The sequence below is a fragment of the Citrobacter sp. Marseille-Q6884 genome (assembly GCF_945906775.1).
Taxonomy (GTDB): Bacteria; Pseudomonadota; Gammaproteobacteria; order Enterobacterales; family Enterobacteriaceae; genus Citrobacter.
The window spans coordinates 903,187-927,776 of record NZ_CAMDRE010000001.1; the positions used below are offsets into that span (position 1 = coordinate 903,187).

The following is a 24,590-nucleotide window of genomic DNA, read 5'->3' on the forward strand; positions in this document are numbered from 1 at the left end:
AGCCATCGGTGGAACCTTTTGATTTCAGGTATACAATCGCGGCAATGAACGATTAAGGATAAAAGCTATGACTAAGCATTATGATTACATCGCTATCGGTGGCGGCAGCGGCGGTATTGCATCGATTAACCGTGCCGCAATGTACGGCCAGAAATGCGCGTTGATTGAAGCCAAAGAGCTGGGCGGCACCTGCGTCAACGTGGGCTGTGTACCGAAAAAAGTGATGTGGCATGCTGCACAGATCCGTGAAGCGATTCACATGTACGGCCCCGATTACGGTTTCGACACCACCATCAATAAGTTCGACTGGGACAAACTGATCGCCAGCCGCACGGCCTATATCGATCGTATTCATACGTCATACGACAACGTATTGGGCAAAAATAACGTTGATGTGATCAAAGGCTTTGCCCGCTTCGTTGATGCTAAAACCATTGAAGTCAACGGTGAAACCATTACTGCCGATCATATTCTGATTGCGACCGGCGGTCGTCCGAGCCATCCGAATATTCCCGGTGTGGAATACGGCATTGATTCCGACGGTTTCTTTGAGTTACCGGCTCTGCCGAACCGCGTTGCGGTCGTCGGCGCAGGCTACATCGCCGTTGAACTGGCGGGCGTGATTAACGGGCTGGGAGCCCAAACGCATCTGTTTGTGCGTAAGCACGCGCCGCTGCGCAGCTTTGACCCGATGATCGTCGAAACGCTGGTTGAGGTGATGAACACCGAAGGCCCAACTCTGCATACCCACGCGATTCCCAAAGCGGTGGTTAAAAATGCCGATGGCAGCCTGACTCTTGAACTGGAAGACGGTCGTAGCGAAACGGTCGATTGCCTGATTTGGGCGATTGGTCGCGAACCGGCAACCGACAATTTCAACCTGGCGGCAACCGGCGTGAAAACCAATGAAAAAGGTTACATCGTCGTTGATAAATTCCAGAATACCAGCGTACAAGGTATTTACGCTGTGGGTGATAACACCGGTGCCGTTGAATTAACGCCTGTTGCCGTTGCCGCAGGCCGTCGCTTGTCTGAGCGCCTGTTTAACAACAAGCCGAACGAGCATCTGGACTACAGCAACATCCCGACCGTGGTCTTCAGCCACCCGCCAATCGGTACTGTAGGTTTAACCGAGCAGCAAGCGCGTGAACTGCATGGCGATGACCAGGTGAAAGTGTACAAATCATCGTTTACCGCAATGTACACCGCGGTGACAACGCATCGTCAGCCGTGCCGTATGAAGCTGGTTTGCGTGGGTCCGGAAGAGAAGATTGTCGGTATTCACGGTATCGGCTTTGGTATGGATGAAATGTTGCAGGGCTTCGCGGTGGCGCTGAAAATGGGCGCAACCAAGAAAGACTTCGACAACACCGTTGCCATTCACCCGACGGCAGCAGAAGAGTTTGTGACCATGCGTTAATCGCACGGCAATAAAAAAACCGCCCATAAGCTAACCGTGGGCGGTTTTTTTCGCACGTGTAATTACTTATTCTGCATATACGGCGTATAAACCCCGTTTAGACTTTCCAGGAACGCCACGATATCGTCGATATCTTCCTGCGGAAGTTCTTTGCCGACCTGAAAACGCAACATCAGTTTTACCGCACCGTCGAGCGTCTGAACATCACCCCGATGGAAATAAGGCGCAGTCAGTGCCACGTTACGTAATCCAGGGACTTTCTGGCGCAGTTTGTCACGTAATTCTTTGGTGACATTCATACGACCAATATCTGCAGCGGTCACTTCACCGAAATTAAAGTCCTTTTTCAAACCCAAAGGTTCGAATGAACGCCCACCCAAAATAATACCGCCATGGCAGGTCGCACACTTATTTTCCTTAAATAACTGATAGCCATGTTTTTGCTGGGCAGTTAACGCCGTTTCATCACCGCGTAACCACTTATCAAACGGCGAATTGGGTGTAATCAACGTTTTTTCAAACTCAGCAATCGCATCGGTAATATTGTCACCGCTAAATCCCTGTGGATAGACCGCGATAAATTCCTGCTTCAACACCGGGTCTTTATCCAGCTTCTGGATAATTTCATCCCAGGATTTCGATGCCATTTCAATGGGATTCAGCGGTGGACCACCTGCCTGAGCCTGCAATGTTGGCGCTCGACCATCCCAGAATTGCTCAACGTTAAATACCGAGTTAAATACCGTTGGCGCATTAATAGGCCCCACAGCACCACCCACACCGATTGACGTTTTTCTGCCATCCACACCCCCCGCATTCAGGGCGTGGCAATGAGCACAAGAAATCGTGCTGTCACCGGAAATACGCGGGTCATGATACAGCGTAAAGCCCAATGCCACTTTTCGGGCGTCGGTCGGGAGGCTTTCGGGAATCGGCTGAACAGGTTCATTACGATGCTGCGTTGCCGTATCACGACTGGCGTAGTACTGTTCACGCTGTTTCGCGATCCAGCCAAGAATTTCTTCTCGCTGCGCATCACTCACCTTACCGGCCCAGTGCAGCGCGGTATAACGTGTCGGCGGCATGGTGTCGTACTGCATGACCCATTCAATCTTATTGAGATCGCTTTGCGAAACGGGTTTATCCGCGACCAGCGCCGCACGTACGGCTTCGAGATTGAAAGATTTATATCCCAGTTGAATATCGTAGTTCATCAACTGTTTAGCGACCGGAAAAGAAGAATAGAAAGGTAATTCCGCCGAAGGCGTGTGACAATAATCGCATCCTTTTTCGCGTAAAAACCCTAATACTTTATTATTGTCTTCCAGTGTAGAGGCCTGAACATCAGCCTGTTTACTACGTTGATTATCGTGATACCACACATAACCGGATAATCCAAAATAACAAATCACGATGCCAGCTATGGCAATCGCGGTAAGACGGGTAATGATTTTCATTATTTTACCCTCACCGTTGTGAGTTATTGTGACCCAGAAAATTAGAATAATTAATGCGCAGTCTTTTTCAGACCTGACCATCATAGGAAATAAGGGGGATACTATTTTGATAAGTATCAATCAATTACATGGGCAAGAACTATCGATAGAATAGCCTGCGCCTATTATCTGCAGAATCCGTTGCGTATTTCTGTTCACATATCGTTGCAACTGAATGTTCTGAAAATGAAAGCGCTTCAGCATCGCATAATTTAAAATTATTCATTTTTATCATTAAGATAGAAATATTCCCTTTGGTTTAAAAACCATAAAAACGTGATTGAACGCACGTTTTACTCACCCGATACCGAAGCGAATGTCTACGCTTAACAGACAGCCGGACAATAGCCTTATTCTCTCAACTTCTACCGGAGGTCTTGCTCATTATGCTCAACCAGAAACACCCCCACGCCCCTTCAGAAGAACTCACGATCGACGTCGATCTGCTTTATGAAATGGATCCGTGCGAGTTAAAGCTGGATGAAATGATTGAGGCAGAGCCCGAGCCCGAAATGATTGAAGGGTTACCCGCATCTGACGCCCTGACGCCAGCCGATCGCTATCTTGAGCTGTTCGAGCACGTCCAGTCGTCAAAAATGTTTGCCGACAGTAAAACCTTCCCCGACTGCGCCCCCAAAATGGATCCCCTGGACATTCTGATCCGTTACCGCAAGGTCAGACGTCACCGTGATTTTGATTTGCGACGCTTTGTCGAGAACCATTTCTGGCTACCGGAAACGCCCTCCAGTGAATATGTTTCCGACCCGGATAACTCGTTGAAAGAACATATCGACCAACTGTGGCCAGTACTGACGCGCGAACCGCAGGATCACATTCCCTGGTCCTCGCTACTGGCGTTACCGCAATCGTACATTGTGCCCGGCGGACGTTTTAGCGAGACCTACTATTGGGATTCCTACTTCACCATGTTAGGTCTGGCAGAAAGTGGCCGGGAAGATCTGCTGAAATGCATGGCGGATAACTTTGCCTGGATGATTGAAAACTATGGCCACATCCCGAACGGCAATCGGACTTACTATCTGAGTCGCTCTCAGCCACCGGTCTTTGCCCTGATGGTGGAATTGTTTGAAGAAGATGGCGTGCGCGGCGCACGTCGTTACCTGGATCACCTAAAAATGGAGTATGCCTTCTGGATGGATGGCGCCGATTCTTTGGTGCTCAACCAGGCGTACCGCCACGTCATCAGAATGCCGGACGGCTCCTTGCTTAACCGTTACTGGGACGACAGGGATACCCCCCGCGATGAGTCGTGGATCGAGGATGTAGAGACCGCCAAGCATTCAGGTCGCCCTCCCAATGAGGTCTATCGGGATCTGCGTGCCGGCGCGTCTTCCGGTTGGGATTACTCGTCACGCTGGCTTCGCGACGCGGGTCGCCTTGCCAGTATTCGCACGACTCAGTTTATCCCAATCGACCTGAACGCCTTCCTGTACAAGCTTGAAAGCACTATCGCCAACATTTCTGCGCTAAAAGGCGAACGGGAAACCGAAGCGCTGTTTCGCCAGAAAGCCAGCGATCGCCGCGCCGCGGTGAACCGCTATTTGTGGGACGATGAAAACGGCTGCTACCGTGATTACGACTGGCGTCGCGAACAAATGGCCCTCTTCTCTGCCGCCAGTATCGTCCCTCTGTATGTCGGTATGGCGACCCATGAACAGGCCGACCGGCTCGCAAACACCGTTCGCAGCCGTTTGCTCACGCCCGGCGGTATTATGGCGACAGAGTATGAAACCGGTGAGCAGTGGGATAAACCTAACGGCTGGGCTCCGTTGCAGTGGATGGCCATTCAGGGATTCAAACTGTATGGCGATGACCATCTGGGGGATGAAATTGCCCGTAATTGGCTAAAAACCGTCAATCTTTTTTATCAGGAGCACCACAAGCTAATCGAGAAATACCACATCGCAGACGGCACGCCGCGCGAAGGTGGCGGCGGGGAATATCCGTTGCAGGATGGCTTTGGCTGGACCAATGGCGTAGTACGCCGGTTAATCGGTCTGTATGGCGAACCGTAGCGGTCAGGCTGCCTGATACACGTCAGGCAGTCAGTTAATCGCGTCATACAGCGCAGTATGGATTTTCTGCCATTTCTTGTTCTCTGCGCTTGGCTCCGCACGGGCGCGTCGTTGCGCCTGTTTGGCATCATACTGCTGACGCGCAATCACTTCCGGTACCGCGCAAAAACTTTGCAGATAGCTTTTATGCAGCGACGTGAGCGAGGCGCCATTCGACATCGCGTGACTCACGGTGCTCATAAAGCGTCGGCAAGGTTTAGCCTCATCCATCTGCGAGGGATAACGCAGCAGAAGTTTCAGTACATCAGTATTGCCCGCCGCGAATGCCTGTTCCGTCCACGCCAGCTTCCAGTCCATACCGCCCTGCAGGAACAGTGACGTGACGCGGGTATCGTTACGATCGATAGCGGCCCGCATGTTAAAAGCATCCCAGGTAATGCCCATTCGGGTCACCGATTCCCGGGCTGATGGCGCATCACGCCGCGGCTCTTCCTGCACGATTTCCATTGATTGTCCCGAAGGAGCGGGCGGCGCAGGGGTGTTGAATAACCAGAATGCGCCCAGTGATATCACCAGCACCATCACACCGACAGCAACCCATAACATGCCGGAAATCAGTTGTTCACGCTCTTCAGCCGTCCGCTGCGCCCGTTTATCCGGCGGATCGATACTGTCAGCAATTTCCTGTTTATCTCCGCCGGCCTGTTCGTCCTTTTGCCTTGCCGCTTCCCAGAACTGATGGACAAGAGATGTCTCAGACTCCAGATACGATGCGGGATTAACACGTGTGCGCCGCTCTTCAAACGCCCGCTGCACCGGATGCGTAATTTGTCGGTACTGGAAATTTAGCAACATGAACTGTACAGAGGTCAGCGGCTGCTGGGCAATGAGGCTGTTTCTCGCCAGTCGGCAATCATCCAGAAACATACGCAACGTTAGACGCGGCTCCACAAACAGCGTGAGCACCGAGGTATCGTTAAAAATCTGGGTAAAGTGGCGCACAAAGAGTTTCTTATCAACAACCATCAACGCCAGTTCGCTAAACAACATGCCGTCCAGCGCATCACGGCTTTCCGCCAGCTTGAGCCAGCGGCGTAGGCGATCCGCACCAAAGTGTTGTTTCAGGAAGCTGTTTAGCGGGTGTTGGTCTGGCCATACGCGGGCAATCAGCCCTTTTAGCGTTAACTCGATAGCACGAAGCTGGCGTTGCGCCCGCATCTGCGCATCCGGCTCCGCACTTTCCATGTCGGTCTGATAGTTCAGCAGCGGCTGTCGCTGGCGTAAATGTTCCAGCGAGGCCACGAAGCGCAGCGCAGAAATCAGCTGATTTTCGCTGACCTCCTGCCCACTTTCATACTGGGGCACATTCTGCTGAAGATGGCGTAACCGCAGGGTGAACTGGCTTAATTGCGCATCATTCATTTGCAAGCGTCTGGCCACGGCGCCCCACCCACCCAAATTGAGTCGGGCCTGGTCGAGTTGCTCCAGAAACCAGCGAGGATCTTTACCTTCTGCGACGTGTACACCTAACAACAACAAGATTTCCACCGACGCCTGGCGAATAATCCCCAAACAGTGTTCAAATGGCGTACATGTCGCCTGCAACGCGCTACTGGTCATTATCATCCCTAAAAGAGCCGCAAAAGTGCGACTTCACGATGGTATTTGTTTCTCTTTTTATAAAGTGGCACAGTGCAACGTTGTGCCGTTGTAAACTAAACACATTCATATAACAAATAAACATGTTTTACAGTGACAGCTGCATAATCCTTGAAAATACACCCGGAGATAAGTCCTTGCCCCTGTTGAGAACATCACGACTGACCTGTCGCCCGCTGACGGGAGATGACTGGCATTTTTTCCTGTCGTTGCAGCAGAATGCAGATGTCATGCGATTTGTTGCTGATGCCCGTACAGAAGAAGAGGTACGAGACGCCTTCAACTCACGCTTACCCGCATGGACTCCCGCAAGCCCACACTGGTTGTGTCTGGTCGTTTGCGATAACGGCACGGGGTCACCGCTGGGGATTACTGGATATATTCATGAAAACAATGAATGTGCCGAAGTCGGTTTCCTGTTTGCGCCTGAGGCACAGGGCAAAGGCTATGGTACGGAGTCCTTGCGCGCCGTTTGTGATTTTGCCTTTACCGCCGGTGGGATACGCCGACTGACAGCCTGCGTTACGGCGGGTAATTATGCTTCACGACAGTTGCTGGAAAAGGTGGGATTCGTACTCGAAGGCACACTACGCGAAAGCTACTGGCTGCAGCAAACCTGGCATGACGACTGGATTTTCGGGCTGTTAAAACAGGAATATCATCCGCTTCAGCCATAAGGCGTTTTACTGAATAAAACGGGCTGTTCGGCAACTACCGTCGCGGCTGGTTTTCTTTAGAATAATCCTCTTTTCAGAGGAATGATGATGCCGCGCTGCCCCGGACACTTTACCCCCGCCTGTATCGCATTTATTAAGCAATGGCAGGGTCTGTCGCTGGAAAAATACCAGGATCAAAACGGAATATGGGTCATCGGCTACGGGCATGAAATTACCGCAGATGAAAACTTCGATACGCCTATTTCCCTCGTGCAGGCAGAACAACTCCTGCTCAAGGATCTCTGTCGTTATGAAGCGCACCTGCGCGCGAAATTACCGCACCTACAAGATCGCTTTCAGCAAGAAGCGCTCATTGTGTGGATGCTCAGCGCAGGAATAACATCCATTCCTGCATCAGTAACGGGGTCAGTTAATATTTCACAGCCAGAGAGAGTCTGACTGTGAAATAATTCGCGGTTAATGTGATGCGTTTAACATCATCGCCGCCTGCGTACGGTTTTTCACTTCCAGGCGCTGATAAAGCGACTCAAGATGGGCTTTTACCGTCCCGGTGCTGATATTTAACATCCGACCTATTTGTTTATTTGATTCTCCCGCCGCCAGCATGGTCAGAATCTCTCGCTGACGTGCGCTTAACGATTTTATATTGTCGCCGCCGCTCTCCGGTGAGGTCAGACAATCCCGGGGGAGAAACATCATGCCCATCGCCACGCTGTTGAGCGCAAGGACGAACGTTTCCACGTCAGAGTCACGCGGCACAATGGCCAGCACGTTTAATTGCGTGACCTCCTGCAACCACTTTTTACGGCAATCGGTGGCCGTTATCAGTACCTTTACCGCCGAAAATGACTGCGCGATTTTTTGCAGTAATTCCCGGCAAAACTCGCCATCGAAATCACCGTCAAGTATCACCAGCGCATTCGGATAGGCTTCCAGCTTTTGCCAAAGGTCATCTGCCTGATTGACACCCTGAACATCCACTCCTGGAATATGTTGTTGCAAACTTATATTCATTCCATGAATAAATATTGACTGCCTGTCAAACATGATTACCTGCATTATTTCTCTCCGTCTGAATAAGATATTAGCCTTAACACGCGGAAGGGTATTATCCTCGGGATAAAATAAGAACTCACCCTTTGGCGGAGGCCATTCTACCGACGAAAGGAGAAGAAAGAAGTCGAAATTATAAATCGTTACAGCTCAAACAAAAGGATTACATAATCCGATGAAAATAATGCCAGAGCATAAGAAATATCTTATTTTTGAGCTTCACAAATCTCTTATTAATATTATTTTCAGGCAGTCTATGATGTTGGCTAAAAATAAGAAATCCTGCGTCGTAAACGAATATGTTACAAAACGCAAGATAGCATTAAGTGCTTATTCAACTATCCACTCCCCGTTGAATAAGCACCTTACAGGATTAGAGGAACATTCCGCCAGACACTTCTATGCGCTGCGCCGTCATCCAGGCCAGCTCATCGCTAAGCAGTGCCGCAATCGCATCACCAATATCGTCAGGTAACCCGACGCGCCCCAGTGCTGTTTGCGAGGCGATGTAGGCATTCAACTGCGCATTGTCACGCACATTCCCGCCGCCAAAATCGGTTTCTATCGCGCCGGGCGCAATAATGTTCGCGGTAATCCCGCGCTCACCTAACTCTTTCGCCTGATAACAGGTGAGGACTTCCATTGCCCCTTTCATGGCGGCATATGCGCTATAACCTGGCAGTGCAAAACGTGACAACCCGCTCGAGACGTTAAGGATCCTGCCCCCCTTTCTCATCAGCGGTAAAAGACACTGCGTCAGGAAAAAAGGCCCTTTAAAGTGGATGTTCAAAAGTTGGTCAAATTGCGCTTCGGCGAAGGTTGAATACGGCGCGTTAATGCCGATCCCGGCGTTGTTCAATAAATAATCAAACGCATCGCTTTGCCACTCGGCTTGCAAGGTGTCCTGCACCTGCTGAACAAAAAGAGGAAAACCAGAAATATCCCCGACATTCAACGGCAATGCCGCAGCTTTTCCGCCAGATTGCCGAATTTCATCCACAACCTGCTGAGCCTCTTTTTCATTGCTGTTCCACGTCAGAATGATACCAATTCCTTTGCCTGCCAGTTTAAGCGCCGCGTTTTTACCAAGCCCACGACCGCCACCGGTCACTATTGCGATACGTTGCGTCATAAGAAACCTCATTTCAGGTGTGTGAAGATTGAGATAGAGCTTATTAGGTGTTAAAAAAACAATAAATATCGCTGACTGCGCATTACTGTTTCATTCAGAACAACAATAGGGCATGGGAATGGATAAAATTCACGCAATGCAGTTGTTCATCCGCGTCGCAGAACTGGAAAGCTTTTCTCGCGCTGCAGAGACTCTCGGACTCCCTAAAGGTAGCGTATCGCGCCAAATCCAGGCCCTGGAAAATCATCTGGGTACACAACTTCTGCACCGCACGACCCGGCGCGTCCAGCTCACGCAAGACGGCATGATCTATTACGAACGCGCGAAAGATCTGTTGAGCAATCTGGATGAGCTGGATGGGTTATTCCATCACGATCCGACCAGTATCAGCGGTAAGCTGCGGGTCGATATGCCGGTGGGTGTCGCGAGGAATCTGGTGATGCCCCGCCTGCCCGCTTTTTTGCATCAGTACCCAGGCCTTGAACTCGAACTCAGTAGCAGTGACCGCCTGGTGGATTTAATTCGTGAAGGCTTCGACTGCGTGGTGCGCGTCGGTACGTTGAAAGACTCGGGGCTGATTGCCCGTCCTCTGGGGAAACTCACACAGATAAACTGCGCCAGTCCGCAGTATCTTGCCCGCTTTGGTTATCCAGAAAGCCTGGAGGATTTGGCTTCCCATGCGGTTGTGCATTATTCGGTGAATTTAGGTACGCGCCCGCAGGGCTTCGAAGTGGCGACAGACACCGGCACGCGATGGATTAAAACCGGCGGCATGCTCACGGTGAATAGCACCGAAACCTACCATGCAGCCAGCCTGGCCGGACTGGGGATTATTCAGGTGCCGCGCGTGGGCGTACGCGATGCGCTACGTGCCGGTACGCTTGTGGAAGTGTTGCCGCAGTATCGTGCCGAGCCTCTGCCGGTTTCCCTGTTGTATCCGCAGCGTCGCAATCTCTCCCGTCGGGTACATCTGTTTATGGAGTGGCTGACCGGAGTAATGAAAGACTATGTGGATTAGTCTGCCAGGCCAATTTTCGGGATACGGGGCTGAGCAGGCTATAATGTCTTGAGTACACAAGATAAGGATCACCGATCGGATGACGCAGGAACACGACGAAAAGCACCCTACCCATTCACAAAAACAGGCTTCACAGCAGGAAGTCTCCACGTCACCGCTAAAAAATGCGAAGGCGAACCAGGCGCTGAACACAGCCAAAACGCTGGCAGAAAAAATCCAGAATCAGCCCGCCATCGCCCATCTGATCCGTGCCGCCGAGCGTTTTAATGACCGCATGGGAAATCAGTTTGGCGCGGCCATCACCTATTTCTCGTTCCTGTCGATGATCCCCATTCTGATGGTGTCATTTGCCGCGGCCGGTTTTATTCTCGCCTCGCACCCCACCTTGTTGCAGGACATCTTTAGCAAAATCCTGATGAACGTCAGTGACCCCACGCTTGCATCCACGCTGAAAAGCACCATCAACACTGCGGTTCAGCAGCGTACTACCGTTGGTCTGGTGGGGCTGGGGATCGCGCTCTATTCCGGGATTAACTGGATGGGGAATCTGCGCGAGGCCATTCGAGCCCAATCGCGGGATGTCTGGGAGCGCACGCCGCAAGATCAGGAAAAAATCTGGGTTAAGTATCTGCGTGATTTTATCTCATTGATCGGATTACTGATTGCGCTGATCGTCACCCTGTCCATCACGTCCATCGCGGGCTCCGCCCAGCAGATGATTATCTCCGCACTGTATCTCGACAGCATCGAATGGCTGAAACCCGCCTGGCGCATGATCGGCCTGGCGATCTCCATTTTTGCCAACTATTTGCTGTTCTTCTGGATTTTCTGGCGACTGCCGCGCCACCGCCCGCGCAGAAAAGCGCTTATTCGCGGCACCTTTATCGCCGCGCTCGGGTTTGAAGCGATCAAAATTATTATGACGTATACGCTGCCATCGCTGGTGAAATCACCATCAGGTGCGGCATTTGGTTCTGTGCTCGGGCTGATGGCTTTCTTCTACTTCTTCGCCCGTCTGACCCTGTTTTGCGCGGCCTGGATAGCCACAGCTGAATACAAAGATGACCCGCGAATGCCGGGGAAAACCCACCGCTAACGGGCAGTAGATGCCGGATAAGGTGACGCTTATCCGGCAGTGTTCCGATGCTTGCATCGACACCCGCCCTATTTTCCAGAATATAAATCCAACCCTTAACTTTTATTTAACCAAATTCTGGTTTTATCATCCAAGTTTTAAATTATGTGAAGCATTTCATAGAAGTTAAAACTTCAGCCTAAAAATTATCCCCTTTTTGCGTTGTTTTTGACCAGAATCAACGCCTGTTACAGATTGAAATGTCTCTTTTGCTGTGCGTAATATGACCATTCGTTCGACCAAAAATAAGAAAATATTATGCAAGCAACAGCCACAACGCTCGACAACGAACAGGAACACACCCCGGTTAACTCGCGCAATAAAGTCGTCGTCGCCTCACTCATCGGCACCGCCATTGAGTTCTTCGACTTCTACATTTACGCGACCGCCGCGGTGATCGTATTCCCCCATATCTTCTTCCCGCAGGGCGACCCGGCAGCGGCAACGCTTCAGTCTCTTGCCACCTTCGCTATCGCCTTTGTGGCGCGACCAATCGGCTCTGCCGTGTTCGGCCATTTCGGCGACCGCGTAGGGCGTAAAGTGACGCTGGTTGCTTCGCTGCTGACGATGGGGATCTCGACGGTCGTCATTGGTCTGTTGCCGGGTTATGAAACTATCGGTATTTTCGCACCACTGCTGCTGGCGCTGGCGCGTTTTGGGCAAGGTTTAGGCCTCGGCGGTGAATGGGGCGGCGCGGCGCTGCTGGCGACAGAAAATGCGCCGGCGCGTAAGCGCGCACTGTACGGCTCCTTCCCACAGTTGGGTGCGCCTATCGGCTTCTTCTTTGCCAACGGGACGTTCCTGCTGCTCTCCTGGTTGCTCACCGATGAGCAGTTTATGAGCTGGGGATGGCGCGTACCGTTCATCTTCTCAGCGGTGCTGGTGATTATCGGTCTGTACGTTCGCGTTTCGCTGCATGAATCTCCCGTCTTCGCCAAAGTGGCGGCGGCGAAAAAGCAGGTGAAAATCCCGCTGGGCACGTTGCTGACAAAACATGTTCGCGTAACCCTCCTCGGCACCTTCATCATGCTGGCGACCTATACGCTGTTCTATATCATGACCGTCTATTCCATGACATTCAGCACCGCCGCCGCCCCGGTGGGTCTGGGTTTACCACGTAATGAAGTCTTGTGGATGCTGATGATGGCGGTGATTGGCTTTGGCGTCATGGTGCCCGTGGCGGGTCTGCTGGCCGACGCCTTTGGTCGTCGCAAAAGCATGCTCATCATCACCACGCTGATCATTCTGTTCGCCCTGTTTGCGTTTAAACCGTTGCTGGGTTCCGGTAATCCGGCACTGGTGTTCGCCTTCCTGTTGCTGGGGCTGAGCCTGATGGGACTGACATTCGGCCCGATGGGTGCGCTGCTGCCGGAGCTGTTCCCGACTGAGGTTCGTTACACCGGGGCATCATTCTCGTATAACGTTTCATCGATTCTCGGCGCTTCCGTAGCCCCTTATATTGCCGCATGGTTACAGGGAAACTACGGCCTGCCAGCGGTGGGACTCTATCTGGCGTCAATGGCGACATTAACCCTGATAGCACTGCTGTTAACCCATGAGACGCGTCATCAGTCGTTGTAATGTGACTGCCGGATGGTTCCACCGCCATCCGGCAATACTTCCCGATTTTACTTCTTCATCTGCGACAAAATGGTCCGGCACTGATTCGCCTCGCCCTCAGAAGGGGAGATCAGCGCCAGCAGGGCGGCGGCGGGTGTGACCAGCGTCGCCAGCGCGGCAGCAACCGCGCCACGCGCAATCAGCGGCCCGGCTTTCACACCGGCCTGCGGATTTTTGAACGTCCCACGCACATACAGCGGTGAACGCAGCGTAATAATACGGATGCCCTTGCTCTCCGGGTCGATCGTTAAGTCCAGTTGCTCAGAAGCAAAGCTCGCGGTTCCGGTCACATTGATGACCGCATTTTCCGTATCGAAAGCAAAAATCTGTGGGCGGGCGACACCGTTGACGATATCCAGGTTCGCTGCCGCGCAGTTCACCCGCACCTCGTCATCACCGAATATCTGCCCGACAATATAGTTGCCCAGATTCAGCCCAACAATCTCCATCAGATTTCGGCTGATCAGCCCGTCATTCATCAGGAGTTTCAGATTGCCATTACTGTTTCCAAGCAGCGCGGCTATCGAATTCCCCGTACCGTTGAATTTGGCATCACCGTTCATTTCCCCCAACGTTTTCTGCATCAGTTCGACGTCCGGCATCAGCTGTTTTAGCTTCAGGCGACGCGCCTGAATATCTGCCTGCCCCCGCATCGGCTTTTTATCGCCTTCCAGATGGATTCGGGAAACGATACTGCCCCCTGCCAGACCAAATTTCAGCGGTTGCAGCCGCAGGTCGGCATTGTCCAGGATGATATGGGTAGAGAGATCGCTGATGGGCAGGCTACTACCGTGCTCAATACGCCGTCCTTTGAAGCGCACGTCAGCGTCCATGACGTCCCATTTGTCAGTCTCAAAGCGATCATAAGGTAAAACTTTACCCGCCGGTTGAACGCTCTTCTCACCTTTACGCTGCTCAGACTGTTTCGCCCGCTCCGCGCCTTTCCCGGAATCAACGCCAATCAGCGGTCCCAAATCTGCCAGCCGCAACTGACGCGACTCGACGTCCCCCTCCAGCTTCGGGCGTGGCTTACCGGTGGTATAGGCGAGCGTGCCGTGAATATCGCTGTCGCCAATGCGGCCATTAAAATCGCGGTAACGAAACACAGAGGATTTCCCGGTGCCGGTTTTTGCTACCAGCCGTCCGTCGGTTTCAAATGGCGGGGTGTCCGGCAGAAGTACACCGGTCAAATCGTATAAATCACCTAACGAATCGCCTGAGAATTTAAGCTGAAGATCCACGCCGCCAAGATTCATCGGGTCACTCACCGTTCCGACAAATGCCACCCGCGTGTTACCCGAGCGGAAGTCAGCTTGTACCGGAAAAGGGGTGCCCTCACTGCGTAACGCCAGCATTCCGCCGATTTTTCCCGTGCCGGTCAGCGGTTCGCCGTTATAGCGTCCTTGCGCTTTCAGACCAAAAACGTAGTCCTCAACGTTGACGCTTCCCTCTTTGCCTTTCGTTCCGGTGACTTCACTGAAGGGCAGCGGCTTGCCCAGCGGATCGACCAGAATCTCAAGCTCAGAACGAGTGACGTTATCATTGATGGCGATACGTCCCTGATCGAACAAAATATTGTCCAGCCGGAAAGACCAGTCGGAGGGAGGAGCATTAGGATCGCGGTTCTCATCCCCGGCCAGGGTAAAGGTCCAGTTGTTATTTTTCTCCGACAGGCGGATAAGCCGGGCATCCGGTTTCACCAGTTTGATCCAGGGTAACCAGACCGTTTTCGTCAGCAGGGCCAGCGGAGCGAGGGTCGCTTCCACGCGAGGAAGGTGCACCATGGTGACATCGGGAATATCAGGTGGGTTGCCAAGAATAATATCTTCAGCATGAACATGCGGCCACGGAACCCAGCTTCGCCAGCCGGTTTCCTGCTTCTGGCGCTCCCAGACCACGCCTAAATCCCCCCGTATCGCGAAGGGTCGATTGAGTTCAGTAGAGACTTTCTGGTTGATGGTCGGTTTGAGCCGGTTCCAGTCAAATGTCGCAATCACGATGATGAGTACGACGATCAACAACAAGAAAACCCCTGATACAACGGTCGTTATTTTGCCTGCTTTCGTCATAGGGTCGCTCCTCACTTCCTCCCTTGCCTGTCCTAAAGATAGTCCAGCAGGGCAAAAACGAGGCACACGACGCGTGCATCAGAGCGACAAGATCACCTCTTCAAGGGTATCCAGAGGAACCGGACGAGAGAGAAAATAGCCCTGTGCGGCAAACGCCGGTGAGTTTTGTACATCTCGCCACTCTTCCAGCGTTTCGACACCTTCGACAATCACTCCGCGGCAATAGCGGTTCATGAGCTGTAATAATAGGGTGAATAAATTCCGGCCTTCCGGTGTTTGGCGCAGCATAACGAAGAGATCCCGCGCCACTTTAATGTAGTCGTAGCTCACTTCGCTGAGGGCTGAGAAATTCGCCATCCCGGTCCCAAAATCATCCAGCCAGAGTGGGCCAAATTCGCACATCGAGGCAAAGGATGACCCTTTCGGCAACCGGATATGCTCCACCAGTTCAAAGCGCAGCCAGGGCAAGCATTCGATGCTTTTCAGAATATCGGGGTCCTGACGCATCGCAATTAATGTTGGGCCATCCACATTCACTGACGCCAGCAGACCGTGGGTGCTGAAAAATTCACTTTTTAACTGAAGCTGGTGAAGCTGTTCTTTCACCACATCGACCCGGTGTCGTACGGCCACTTCAGCAAAATAACGATCTGGCGCAATGCGCTGTGAAGGGTTATCGGGGTGTCTCACGACAGTCAGCAGCTCAACGGCCATTAACCGTCCGTTGGTCTGGTAAATCGGCTGGTAGGTGTAAGCACGCTCGCACTGCAGCCAATAGCGTCGCTCCTGCAAGCTTTCGATACTCGCATCAGGCGTACTTAGCTGCTGGGTAACCTGCTTTATCATCTGAGGTGTCCTGTAAATAAAAGTGTGACTGACCGGACTCGTCAAAGGTTATCGGCGCTCAGACGCAGAACTTTACGTTCAGCAGTACGCAAAATAAAAACGACACGGCAAAAAATTCACACAGAACACGTGCTGGCTCAAAAAAATAATGGAACGATGTTTTAATATAGTTGACCACTTAACACCCACAGCGCACACTAACGCTAATTTTTTTCAGAGCAGGTTACGACTATGTCCAGAAAGATTGCCGTGATTGGCGAATGCATGATTGAGCTGTCACAGAAAGGCGCTGACGTTCAGCGCGGATTCGGTGGCGACACGTTGAATACATCCGTTTATATCGCCCGTCAGGTCGATTCTGCCGCCCTTTCCGTACACTATGTGACGGCGCTGGGCACTGACAATTTCAGTCAGCAAATGCTGGAATCCTGGCAAAGTGAAAACGTCGATACCTCCTTAACACAGCGTATGGAAAATCGCCTGCCGGGCCTCTATTACATTGAGACCGACAGCACCGGTGAGCGTACCTTCTATTACTGGCGTAATGAGGCCGCGGCGAAATTCTGGCTGGAGAGCGAGCAGTCAGCGGCCATTTGCGAAGAGCTGGCAACCTTCGATTACCTGTATCTGAGCGGCATCAGCCTCGCGATTTTAAGCCCGGCAAGCCGTGACAAACTGCTGTCGCTGTTGCGCGAATGCCGCGCCAACGGCGGAAAGGTTATTTTTGACAACAACTACCGCCCACGCCTGTGGAGCAGTAAAGAAGAGACACAGCAGGTGTATCAGCAGATGCTGGAGTGCACCAACATTGCGTTCCTGACGCTGGACGACGAAGACGCGCTCTGGGGTGAAAAACCCGTTGCAGACGTGATTGCCCGTACTCACGCAGCAGGCGTCGAGGAAGTGGTGGTGAAGCGCGGCGCAGACTCTTGCCTGGTTTCCATCCAGGGTGAAGCATGCATCGACGTACCGGCGGTAAAATTACCGAAAGAGAAAGTGATTGATACCACCGCCGCAGGCGATTCGTTCAGCGCAGGTTACCTGGCTGTACGTTTAACCGGTGGTAATGCCACTGATGCCGCCAAACGCGGTCACCTGACGGCAAGTACGGTGATTCAGCATCGCGGGGCGATTATTCCCCACGACGCCATGCCGCAGTAATCCTGTCACCCTCTCCCAACCGGGAGAGGGCTCTTCCCTATTATTGTACCGGCGGAATATCTGTCACTTCAGCGTGAGACTCATCCGTTTCAACGGAAGCCGCCGCAGCGGTAACCGGTGCCATAATTTGATCCCACGTCGCCTGCAGATCCTTCATATTGAATTCAGGCTCACCTTTTGGCTGCAGCAGAATTAACGCCATTTCTTGCGATAACTGCTGGCGCAGATCCTGGTTCAACATGTCAACGGTCAGACCGTTGAGGAAATTCTGGCGCAAGCGCTGATATTGTTCTGGCGCGATATCCACCACCTGATTTTGCAGCGAGCGCAGACGTTGGCTGATCAAAATATCGGTATCCGTGCGGCCATAGGTCGCGAACAATTTCTGCAGCTCCAGATTCTTTTGCGCCACCAGCGCATTGAACTCTTCTTCCGGCAGGCCTTTCTCACGCACTTTCGCCAGCTCACGCGCGACCATACCCAGATTCGCGTTCAGCTTATCGTTCGGTGACTCAATGTTGATGGCACACTGCGCGCGCAAGAACAGTACCCGGCAGTCAAAGCCGAGGCCGATATCTTTCGCGTTGTTTTTGGTCAGCGTCTGCTGAATATGCCAGAACAGCGCTTCACGGGCTAAATCAGCACGCCAGTAGCGCAACAGCGCGGCAGATTCACGGATCGGCTGCCACGGCGTATCCCACATGATGGAAAGGCGATCCTGACGCACCGCTTCGGTCATAATGCTCACGGCCTCTGCGCGCAGCGGAGAGAGCGTAGGCACCGGAGCCGGCGTTTCACGTTTTCCTTTCAATTCACCAAAGGTTTTATTGATTTGCTCAGCCACGTTACGCGCATCAACGTTACCCACGATAATCAGCGTCATGGCATCTGGGGTATACCATTTCTGGTAGAACGACTGAATTTTCGCGGCGTCGATGGGGGTTTTCAACGGATCGGCGGGATCGTGTCCCAATAGCGTCGATCCCTTCAGACGATAGCGCCACCACCCTTCTTTGGTATCCATAGGCCAGGTCGCCACCATGTCTTCGCTGCTTAGCGCATGGTTGACCGTTTCGGGCGTAATAGAAAGCTTGCCGGAGATATTCGCCAGATAAGAGAGCGACTCTTTCAGCAGGTCGTTGCGGCTATTGGGCAAGCTGAGGTTATACAGCGTGGAATCATAAGAAACGATAACCGGCGGCATGGGACGTTTTGGATCGAACCCCTGCTGCCATAAAGAACGGGCTTGCGTGGCATCGAGGCCACCGCTTTGCGTCAGCGCGATACGCGGGATCGCATGGCTGAAACCACTCTGTTGCGTACTTTCGGTGAGTGAACCGGTATTAACCAGCAGGCGAACCTCGATACGGTCGCTGGGGCGCTGGGGAGTGGCGAGTACCTGCCACTGCAAACCATTTGCCAGCGTGCCCTGTTGCCACGCCGGATCAGGCTGGAGCGCATCTGCCTGCACATAGCCGGCAGAGGCCATCATCAGCAAGCCGCCCGCTAAAAGTCGAATTTTTGTGCCCTGCATGTGAACCCCTGATCAACAATCCTGGTAATAAAAAGACAGCCCATAAATGGACTCTCTGAATATGACGGTAAAAACACTTCGTGTTAGACCGCGAGAACATAAAAATGTCACGGCAGAAGTGAAAAAAACCCGACACCGCCGAATTGGCGGTTTCAGGCACAGGGGGTAATTATGCGCAAACACCCGCAGTCCTGGAAGGGACTACGGGCATAAGTGATGAGATTAGGAGGATAATTCGTGCGTTTTGCCATCCTGCGCACGATTATTCAGCACATCATCCAGCTTTTTGTGGTCCAGTTCTTTAACCCATTTCGCCACAACGACCGTTGCCACACCGTTGCCAATCAGGTTGGTCAGCGCACGGGCTTCAGACATGAAGCGGTCAATACCGAGAATCAGCGCCAGACCCGCAATCGGCAAGTGTCCGACGGCTGAAATAGTGGCGGCCAGAACGATAAAGCCACTTCCGGTGACGCCCGCGGCCCCTTTAGAGGAGAGCAGAAGCACGACCAGCAGGGTTATCTGATGGACGATATCCATATGACTGTTCGTTGCCTGAGCGATAAACACCGCCGCCATCGTCAGATAGATCGATGTACCATCAAGGTTAAACGAGTAGCCGGTAGGAATCACCAGCCCGACGACCGACTTCCGGCAGCCCAGCTTTTCCATCTTGTCGAGCATACGCGGCAGCGCAGACTCGGAAGATGAGGTACCCAGTACGATCAGCAACTCTTCACGGATATAGCGGATGAATTTGAAGATGCTAAAGCCGGTTGCGCGGGCAATAGACCCCAGTACTACAACCACAAACAGAATACAGGTGATGTAGAAGCAGACAATCAACTGCCCCAATTGCACCAGCGTTCCGACGCCATATTTACCGATGGTAAAGGCCATCGCACCGAAAGCACCGATAGGCGCCAGGCGCATGATCATGTTGATAATGCCGAAAATGACCTGCGAGAAGCTTTCAATAACGTTGAAGATCATTTGGCCTTTGCTGCCCAGACGGTGCAGAGCAAAACCAAACATCACCGCAAACAGCAGTACCTGCAGAATGTTGCCGCTGGCGAACGCGCCAATGACGCTACCCGGGATAATATCCATCAGGAAGCCGACAATCCCCTGGTCTTTTGCCTGCTCAGCGTATATTGCAACCGCTTTTGCATCCAGCGTCGCCGGATCAACGTTCATCCCGGCACCGGGTTGCACCACGTTGACGATGATAAGACCAATGATCAGCGCAATCGTACTGACCACCTCAAAATAAAGCAGTGCAACCGCACCAGTGCGGCCGACTGCTTTCATACTTTCCATTCCTGCAATGCCGGTAACGACAGTACAGAAGATAACAGGTGCGATGACCATCTTAATGAGCTTAACGAACGCGTCGCCAAGCGGTTTCATTTGGGCGCCTAATTCAGGGTAGTAATGGCCAAGGAGAATACCGATGGCTATCGCTGTCAGGACCTGAAAGTAAAGGCTTTTGAAGATAGAGGTTTTCATAGGGTGTCCTTAAAGTAAAAACCACAGGTCTTGTAAGGTTTTATTTAACCTGCGGCCTTAAAGTAACACCCACACAACATCACAGAAATGTACATAGATCATAATTGATACAAATTTGTTAAAAAATTTGAGCTGGCTCGCACAAGCGAGACCTTTTTTAAGTTTTGTAATCAGCTCATTACTGCGTTAAATAACGTTCTTCGAAGATATCTGCCGGAACCGGACGGGCAAACAGGAATCCTTGCGCCACTTCCACGCCCGCCTGGGACAACCACTCGCGTTGCGCTTGTGTTTCAACACCTTCGGCAATCATTTGCAGATCAAGGCTGTGGGCCAGTTGAATAATGGCGGTGATCATGCTGCTGTCTTCGGGTAATCCTTCAACAAACATCTTATCGATTTTGAGCACATCTACCGGCAACGATTTCATGTGTTGTAGCTGCCGCAGGCCCGCATATCCCATACCAAAATCATCCAGTGCGATACGCACACCCGCATTGCGCAATGGCCGCAAAATAGCCACCGCGGCGTTTGGATCATCAATATGCCGGCTTTCGGTCACTTCCAGAATCAAAGTACCGGGCTTAATGCGATAACGATTTAACAATTCCAGCAGATCCGACACCATATTGGGGTGCATCAGTTGTAACGCAGACAGATTCACCGACAGCGGCAGCATCAGACCGCGCTCCTGCCAGGCGGAAAGCTGGCGGCAGGACTCTTCCAGGATCCAGTAACCCACAGTCACCATCAGCCCGCAGGATTCAATTCTGTCGATTAACCCTTCCGGCAGTTCCCAGCTTCCGTCCGGCTGCTGGATGCGCAACAGTGCTTCCGCACTCAACACCTTACCGCTGGAGATTGCCACCTGAGGCTGCATCCACAGCGCAAACTGCTGGTTATCCAGTGCGGTAAGAATGTCGTTCTCTTCCGTCAAACGCTGCTGAGCTTCTTCCATTTGTTGCGGGTCAAAGAACTGGATCTGATTTTTACCTCTGCGCCGGGAGGTTAACGCCGCCGAGAGCGCACGGCTGTAAAGATCTTCGGCGCTCAAATCCCCGTAGAACATCGCCACCCCAATGTTACAGTTTGGGCGCAGCTGGAGGCTCTGAATAGGCAACCGCTCATTCATGATAGTGAGTACTTGCTGACCTAAAGTAATCGCGTGCCAGGGTTCCTTCACACCGTGCGCAATAATGGCGAAGTCATAGCCGCTCACCTGTGTGAGCACCATTCTGGGCGCCAGCACCGATTTCAGTTTCTCAACCAGCGTCAACAACAGGATTTCCCGTTGGGTTTCAGTCAGTACGCCCGCGGTATCACGCAAGGTTTCGCAGGTGACAATCATGAGCGCCGTTGTCTGCTTGCGAGAAACAACCTGTTCCAGTAACCCCATTAAAAACGTTTTGTTGGGCAGGCCAGAGACCGGAAACCGCATTGAATAATCACTTTGCTCTTCGCTGTGGCGCTGAATAATCTGCTGATTCAGGTTATAGCTGCGGACCAGCATCCCAATCTCGTCATCCTGATGCAGACGTGGCAACGCCAGTTGATAACCTATCAACGCCTGCTGGGGGATCTCGTTTAATTCACGGGCTATTTTACGTAACGGGTGCACAATCAAGCGGTTAATACACCAGGAGATGGCCACCGTCAGAATTAATGACAAAAGTAAGTAAATGGTCACTAACGTAGAGAGCGTGCTCATGACGAATTTGTACATACGGTACGAATCCGCCTGCAGCACCAGGTACGCCAGCGGCTGCGGGTTGGCCGAACGCTCAAGGGAATAAACCGGCAGCGAAATCTGCACCGGAAGTTCAAACAGGCGGGTCACCATCACCGGGACAGGACGTTCGGGAATAAAGCTCATCCGCAACGCCTGGAATTGATTGGGCAGTACCACATCCGCGCGGCTTACCACGCCTGCAGGCCGAATACTTCTTAAAATGGCTTCCGCTTCAGGAATATCCCCTTTCAGAATAGTGGCCGACAGCGGTTCACGGACGGATCGAGCGATGCTTTCCAGTTGCGTAGCCGTGTTATAGCGGTTCTGCTGGACCAAATGGAACAGCAAAACGGTGCAAAAAATAAAAACAAACACCATGACAACGGCTGCAACCATCGCCATCTGCTTAATTGTTAACGAGCGACTGACACGCAAACTGACTCTCCAGGGATAGACGAAACTGCCGTCAGAGTATACCCGATCATAGCGGTATTAAGAGAGGCGGTATCTGAAAACTTCCCCATGTGCATTTTCGCTGCAGATTAGGCACTTGACGTGGACACTTACCGGCAATTAAGACGAAAAAGGCCGCAAGGTTAGCCCCTGCGGCCTGGTTCGGGCGCATGTTGCCATCGCGGCAGGCTGACGCCCACGGGCCCTATTACTTCCTGTTACGCAGCCAGTTCACAATCAGGCTGGCGATAATGCCAGCGATGATTGGAGCGACCAGATCGTGCCAGAAGGCAATGCCTAACTGCGCGAGTGTCATATAACCGCCTGTGTTGCAATGGCAACTGTTCGCGGCTATTCTTGAATTGTCTGGGTTCAAGTTAGCCCCCGTTTTGTTGCCAGGTTTATACCGAACAACGTGCGGGGGTTTTCTCTTTCCAGCAACCGATGCCGCCGGGGATCAAGCCCCCGCAACATTGCGCCTCACCGGGAAACCCCGGCTTGCTGCAGATTCTACGGTAACGATCGTCTCCTATCACCCCGCCATAACTCAGTCTGCGTGAAGCTTCGCAATGAGACGAGTACGCGCGCATCCACCCTGGCTGGAAAGTTTTTTGCCAGATGGCAATTTTCCTGACAACGTATTCAACAGCGATTTATCTAATGCATTGATATCCAAAGGTTCATTTTATGGCACAGCGATTGCTACTTGAGTGTGAGCTGTTCTGTTCCGAATCAAAGGAGATATCATGTCTGACTGTCGTACTTACGGATTCAACACCCAGATCGTTCACGCGGGACAACAACCCGACCCTTCCACTGGCGCGCTCAGTACGCCTATTTTCCAGACTTCAACGTTTGTTTTTGACAGCGCCGAACAAGGTGCCGCCCGCTTTGCGCTCGAGGAGTCCGGGTACATTTACACACGCCTGGGAAACCCGACCACTGATGCGCTGGAGAAAAAGCTGGCCGTGCTGGAAAAAGGAGAAGCCGCGTTAGCCACCGCCTCCGGTATCTCAGCGATCACCACATCACTGCTGACCCTGTGCCAACAGGGCGATCATATTGTTTCCGCCAGCGCCATTTACGGCTGTACCCACGCCTTCCTCTCCCACAGCATGCCGAAGTTCGGCATTAACGTGAGCTTTGTCGACGCGGCAAAACCAGAGGAAATCCGCGCCGCTATGCGCCCGGAAACCAAAGTGGTCTATATCGAAACGCCTGCCAACCCAACCCTCTCGCTGGTCGATATTGAAACAGTGGCGGGAATCGCCCATCAACAGGGCGCACTGCTGGTCGTGGATAACACCTTTATGTCGCCGTACTGTCAGCAGCCTCTGCAGTTGGGTGCCGACATCGTGGTGCACAGCGTGACCAAATATATCAACGGTCATGGGGATGTGATTGGCGGCATCATTGTCGGCAAGCAGGAATTTATCGATCAGGCGCGCTTCGTCGGGCTTAAAGATATTACCGGCGGCTGCATGAGTCCTTTCAACGCCTGGCTGACGCTGCGCGGGGTGAAAACGCTGGGCATCCGTATGGAGCGTCACTGTGAAAATGCGTTAAAAATTGCCCGCTTCCTGGAAGGTCATCCCGCCATTACCCACGTTTATTATCCGGGCCTGCCTTCTCACCCTCAATTTGAACTGGGTCAACGGCAGATGAGCTTGCCAGGCGGAATTATTAGCTTTGAAATCGCCGGGGGTCTGGAGGCTGGCAGACGGATGATCAATTCTGTAGAATTGTGCCTCCTCGCGGTCAGTCTCGGTGATACCGAAACCCTCATTCAGCACCCAGCGTCTATGACACATTCGCCCGTTGCGCCAGAGGAACGGCTTAAAGCAGGTATTACCGACGGACTTATCCGTCTTTCTGTGGGTCTTGAAGATCCAGAAGATATTATTAACGACCTTGAACACGCCATCAGAAAGGCAACATTCTGACCATTACAGCCTGAGCCGGCGCAGAACGGTTCAGGCTGTTGAGAATCAAGGCACAACAGCCTGGCTATACGCGTAATCCTCTTCCGGGGACTGCGCGTAT

Annotated in this window: 19 protein-coding genes; 9 read left to right on the top strand and 10 right to left on the bottom strand. The window is 52.4% G+C overall.

Annotated elements, in window-relative coordinates:
* Positions 1-67 precede the first annotated feature (67 nt).
* A complete protein-coding gene (gene gorA, locus N7268_RS04360) occupies positions 68-1,420 on the top strand; it encodes a glutathione-disulfide reductase (protein ID WP_260861899.1) in 1,353 nt (450 codons plus the stop codon).
* A 62-nt stretch (positions 1,421-1,482) separates the two neighbouring features.
* Here gorA and N7268_RS04365 read toward each other — a convergent pair whose 3' ends face one another.
* On the bottom strand, positions 1,483-2,877 hold the full coding sequence (locus tag N7268_RS04365) for a cytochrome-c peroxidase (protein WP_260861900.1): 1,395 nt from the start codon (positions 2,875-2,877) through the stop codon (positions 1,483-1,485).
* A gap of 425 nt (positions 2,878-3,302) precedes the next feature.
* Between N7268_RS04365 and N7268_RS04370 the strand changes: the two genes are divergently transcribed.
* Complete coding sequence (locus N7268_RS04370; protein ID WP_260861901.1) at positions 3,303-4,952, top strand: alpha,alpha-trehalase; 1,650 nt, start codon at positions 3,303-3,305, stop codon at positions 4,950-4,952.
* Positions 4,953-4,982: 30 nt separating this feature from the next.
* Here N7268_RS04370 and N7268_RS04375 read toward each other — a convergent pair whose 3' ends face one another.
* Positions 4,983-6,572: an STY4199 family HEPN domain-containing protein gene (locus N7268_RS04375; protein WP_260861902.1), complete on the bottom strand. Its 1,590-nt coding sequence runs from the start codon at positions 6,570-6,572 to the stop codon at positions 4,983-4,985.
* 176 nt (positions 6,573-6,748) lie between these two features.
* On the opposite strand from N7268_RS04375, the gene N7268_RS04380 reads away from it, so the two are divergent.
* Together N7268_RS04380 and N7268_RS04385 are read left to right on the top strand one after the other, a co-directional pair.
* Entirely contained in the window at positions 6,749-7,288 is a 540-nt protein-coding gene (locus tag N7268_RS04380; RefSeq protein ID WP_260861903.1) for a GNAT family N-acetyltransferase, read from the top strand.
* Positions 7,289-7,375: 87 nt separating this feature from the next.
* A complete protein-coding gene (locus N7268_RS04385; protein ID WP_260861904.1) occupies positions 7,376-7,726 on the top strand; it encodes a glycoside hydrolase family protein in 351 nt (116 codons plus the stop codon).
* A gap of 18 nt (positions 7,727-7,744) precedes the next feature.
* On the opposite strand, the gene N7268_RS04390 is transcribed toward N7268_RS04385, so the two are convergent.
* Together N7268_RS04390 and N7268_RS04395 are read right to left on the bottom strand one after the other, a co-directional pair.
* Positions 7,745-8,347, bottom strand: a complete 603-nt coding sequence (locus N7268_RS04390) for a response regulator transcription factor (protein ID WP_260861905.1) — start codon at positions 8,345-8,347, stop codon at positions 7,745-7,747.
* A 367-nt stretch (positions 8,348-8,714) separates the two neighbouring features.
* A complete protein-coding gene (locus N7268_RS04395; protein WP_260861906.1) occupies positions 8,715-9,473 on the bottom strand; it encodes an SDR family NAD(P)-dependent oxidoreductase in 759 nt (252 codons plus the stop codon).
* Positions 9,474-9,591: 118 nt separating this feature from the next.
* Between N7268_RS04395 and N7268_RS04400 the strand changes: the two genes are divergently transcribed.
* The 3 genes from N7268_RS04400 (at position 9,592) to N7268_RS04410 (ending at position 13,207) form a co-directional block, all read left to right on the top strand.
* On the top strand, positions 9,592-10,491 hold the full coding sequence (locus N7268_RS04400) for a LysR family transcriptional regulator (RefSeq protein WP_260861907.1): 900 nt from the start codon (positions 9,592-9,594) through the stop codon (positions 10,489-10,491).
* Between the two features lie 79 nt (positions 10,492-10,570).
* Positions 10,571-11,587, top strand: coding sequence for an inner membrane protein YhjD (yhjD, locus tag N7268_RS04405; RefSeq protein WP_260861908.1), 1,017 nt, complete (start codon positions 10,571-10,573; stop codon positions 11,585-11,587).
* Positions 11,588-11,884: 297 nt separating this feature from the next.
* Positions 11,885-13,207 carry an MFS transporter gene (locus N7268_RS04410; RefSeq protein ID WP_260861909.1) on the top strand — a complete coding sequence of 441 codons (1,323 nt, stop codon included), beginning with the start codon at positions 11,885-11,887 and terminating at the stop codon, positions 13,205-13,207.
* A 47-nt stretch (positions 13,208-13,254) separates the two neighbouring features.
* Here N7268_RS04410 and N7268_RS04415 read toward each other — a convergent pair whose 3' ends face one another.
* Together N7268_RS04415 and pdeH are read right to left on the bottom strand one after the other, a co-directional pair.
* The gene (locus N7268_RS04415) at positions 13,255-15,315 is read right to left on the bottom strand and encodes an AsmA family protein (protein ID WP_260861910.1); all 2,061 of its coding nucleotides are present in this window, start codon (positions 15,313-15,315) and stop codon (positions 13,255-13,257) included.
* Between the two features lie 78 nt (positions 15,316-15,393).
* Entirely contained in the window at positions 15,394-16,161 is a 768-nt protein-coding gene (pdeH, locus tag N7268_RS04420) for a cyclic-guanylate-specific phosphodiesterase (RefSeq protein ID WP_260861911.1), read from the bottom strand.
* Between the two features lie 231 nt (positions 16,162-16,392).
* Between pdeH and N7268_RS04425 the strand changes: the two genes are divergently transcribed.
* Positions 16,393-17,322 (top strand): sugar kinase, encoded by a 930-nt coding sequence (locus tag N7268_RS04425; RefSeq protein ID WP_260861912.1) that lies wholly within the window; start codon positions 16,393-16,395, stop codon positions 17,320-17,322.
* 40 nt (positions 17,323-17,362) lie between these two features.
* Here N7268_RS04425 and N7268_RS04430 read toward each other — a convergent pair whose 3' ends face one another.
* The 4 genes from N7268_RS04430 to N7268_RS04445 form a co-directional block, all read right to left on the bottom strand.
* The gene (locus N7268_RS04430) at positions 17,363-18,856 is read right to left on the bottom strand and encodes a M16 family metallopeptidase (protein ID WP_260861913.1); all 1,494 of its coding nucleotides are present in this window, start codon (positions 18,854-18,856) and stop codon (positions 17,363-17,365) included.
* A gap of 222 nt (positions 18,857-19,078) precedes the next feature.
* Positions 19,079-20,365 (bottom strand): dicarboxylate/amino acid:cation symporter, encoded by a 1,287-nt coding sequence (gene dctA / locus N7268_RS04435; RefSeq protein ID WP_198906998.1) that lies wholly within the window; start codon positions 20,363-20,365, stop codon positions 19,079-19,081.
* A 178-nt stretch (positions 20,366-20,543) separates the two neighbouring features.
* Positions 20,544-22,529 (bottom strand): biofilm formation regulator HmsP, encoded by a 1,986-nt coding sequence (gene hmsP, locus N7268_RS04440; RefSeq protein ID WP_198906997.1) that lies wholly within the window; start codon positions 22,527-22,529, stop codon positions 20,544-20,546.
* 226 nt (positions 22,530-22,755) lie between these two features.
* Positions 22,756-22,863: a type I toxin-antitoxin system toxin Ldr family protein gene (locus N7268_RS04445; protein WP_198906996.1), complete on the bottom strand. Its 108-nt coding sequence runs from the start codon at positions 22,861-22,863 to the stop codon at positions 22,756-22,758.
* Positions 22,864-23,293: 430 nt separating this feature from the next.
* Here N7268_RS04445 and megL point away from each other — a divergent pair, with 430 nt between their 5' ends.
* Positions 23,294-24,490, top strand: a complete 1,197-nt coding sequence (megL, locus tag N7268_RS04450) for a methionine gamma-lyase (protein ID WP_260861914.1) — start codon at positions 23,294-23,296, stop codon at positions 24,488-24,490.
* Positions 24,491-24,590 lie beyond the last annotated feature (100 nt).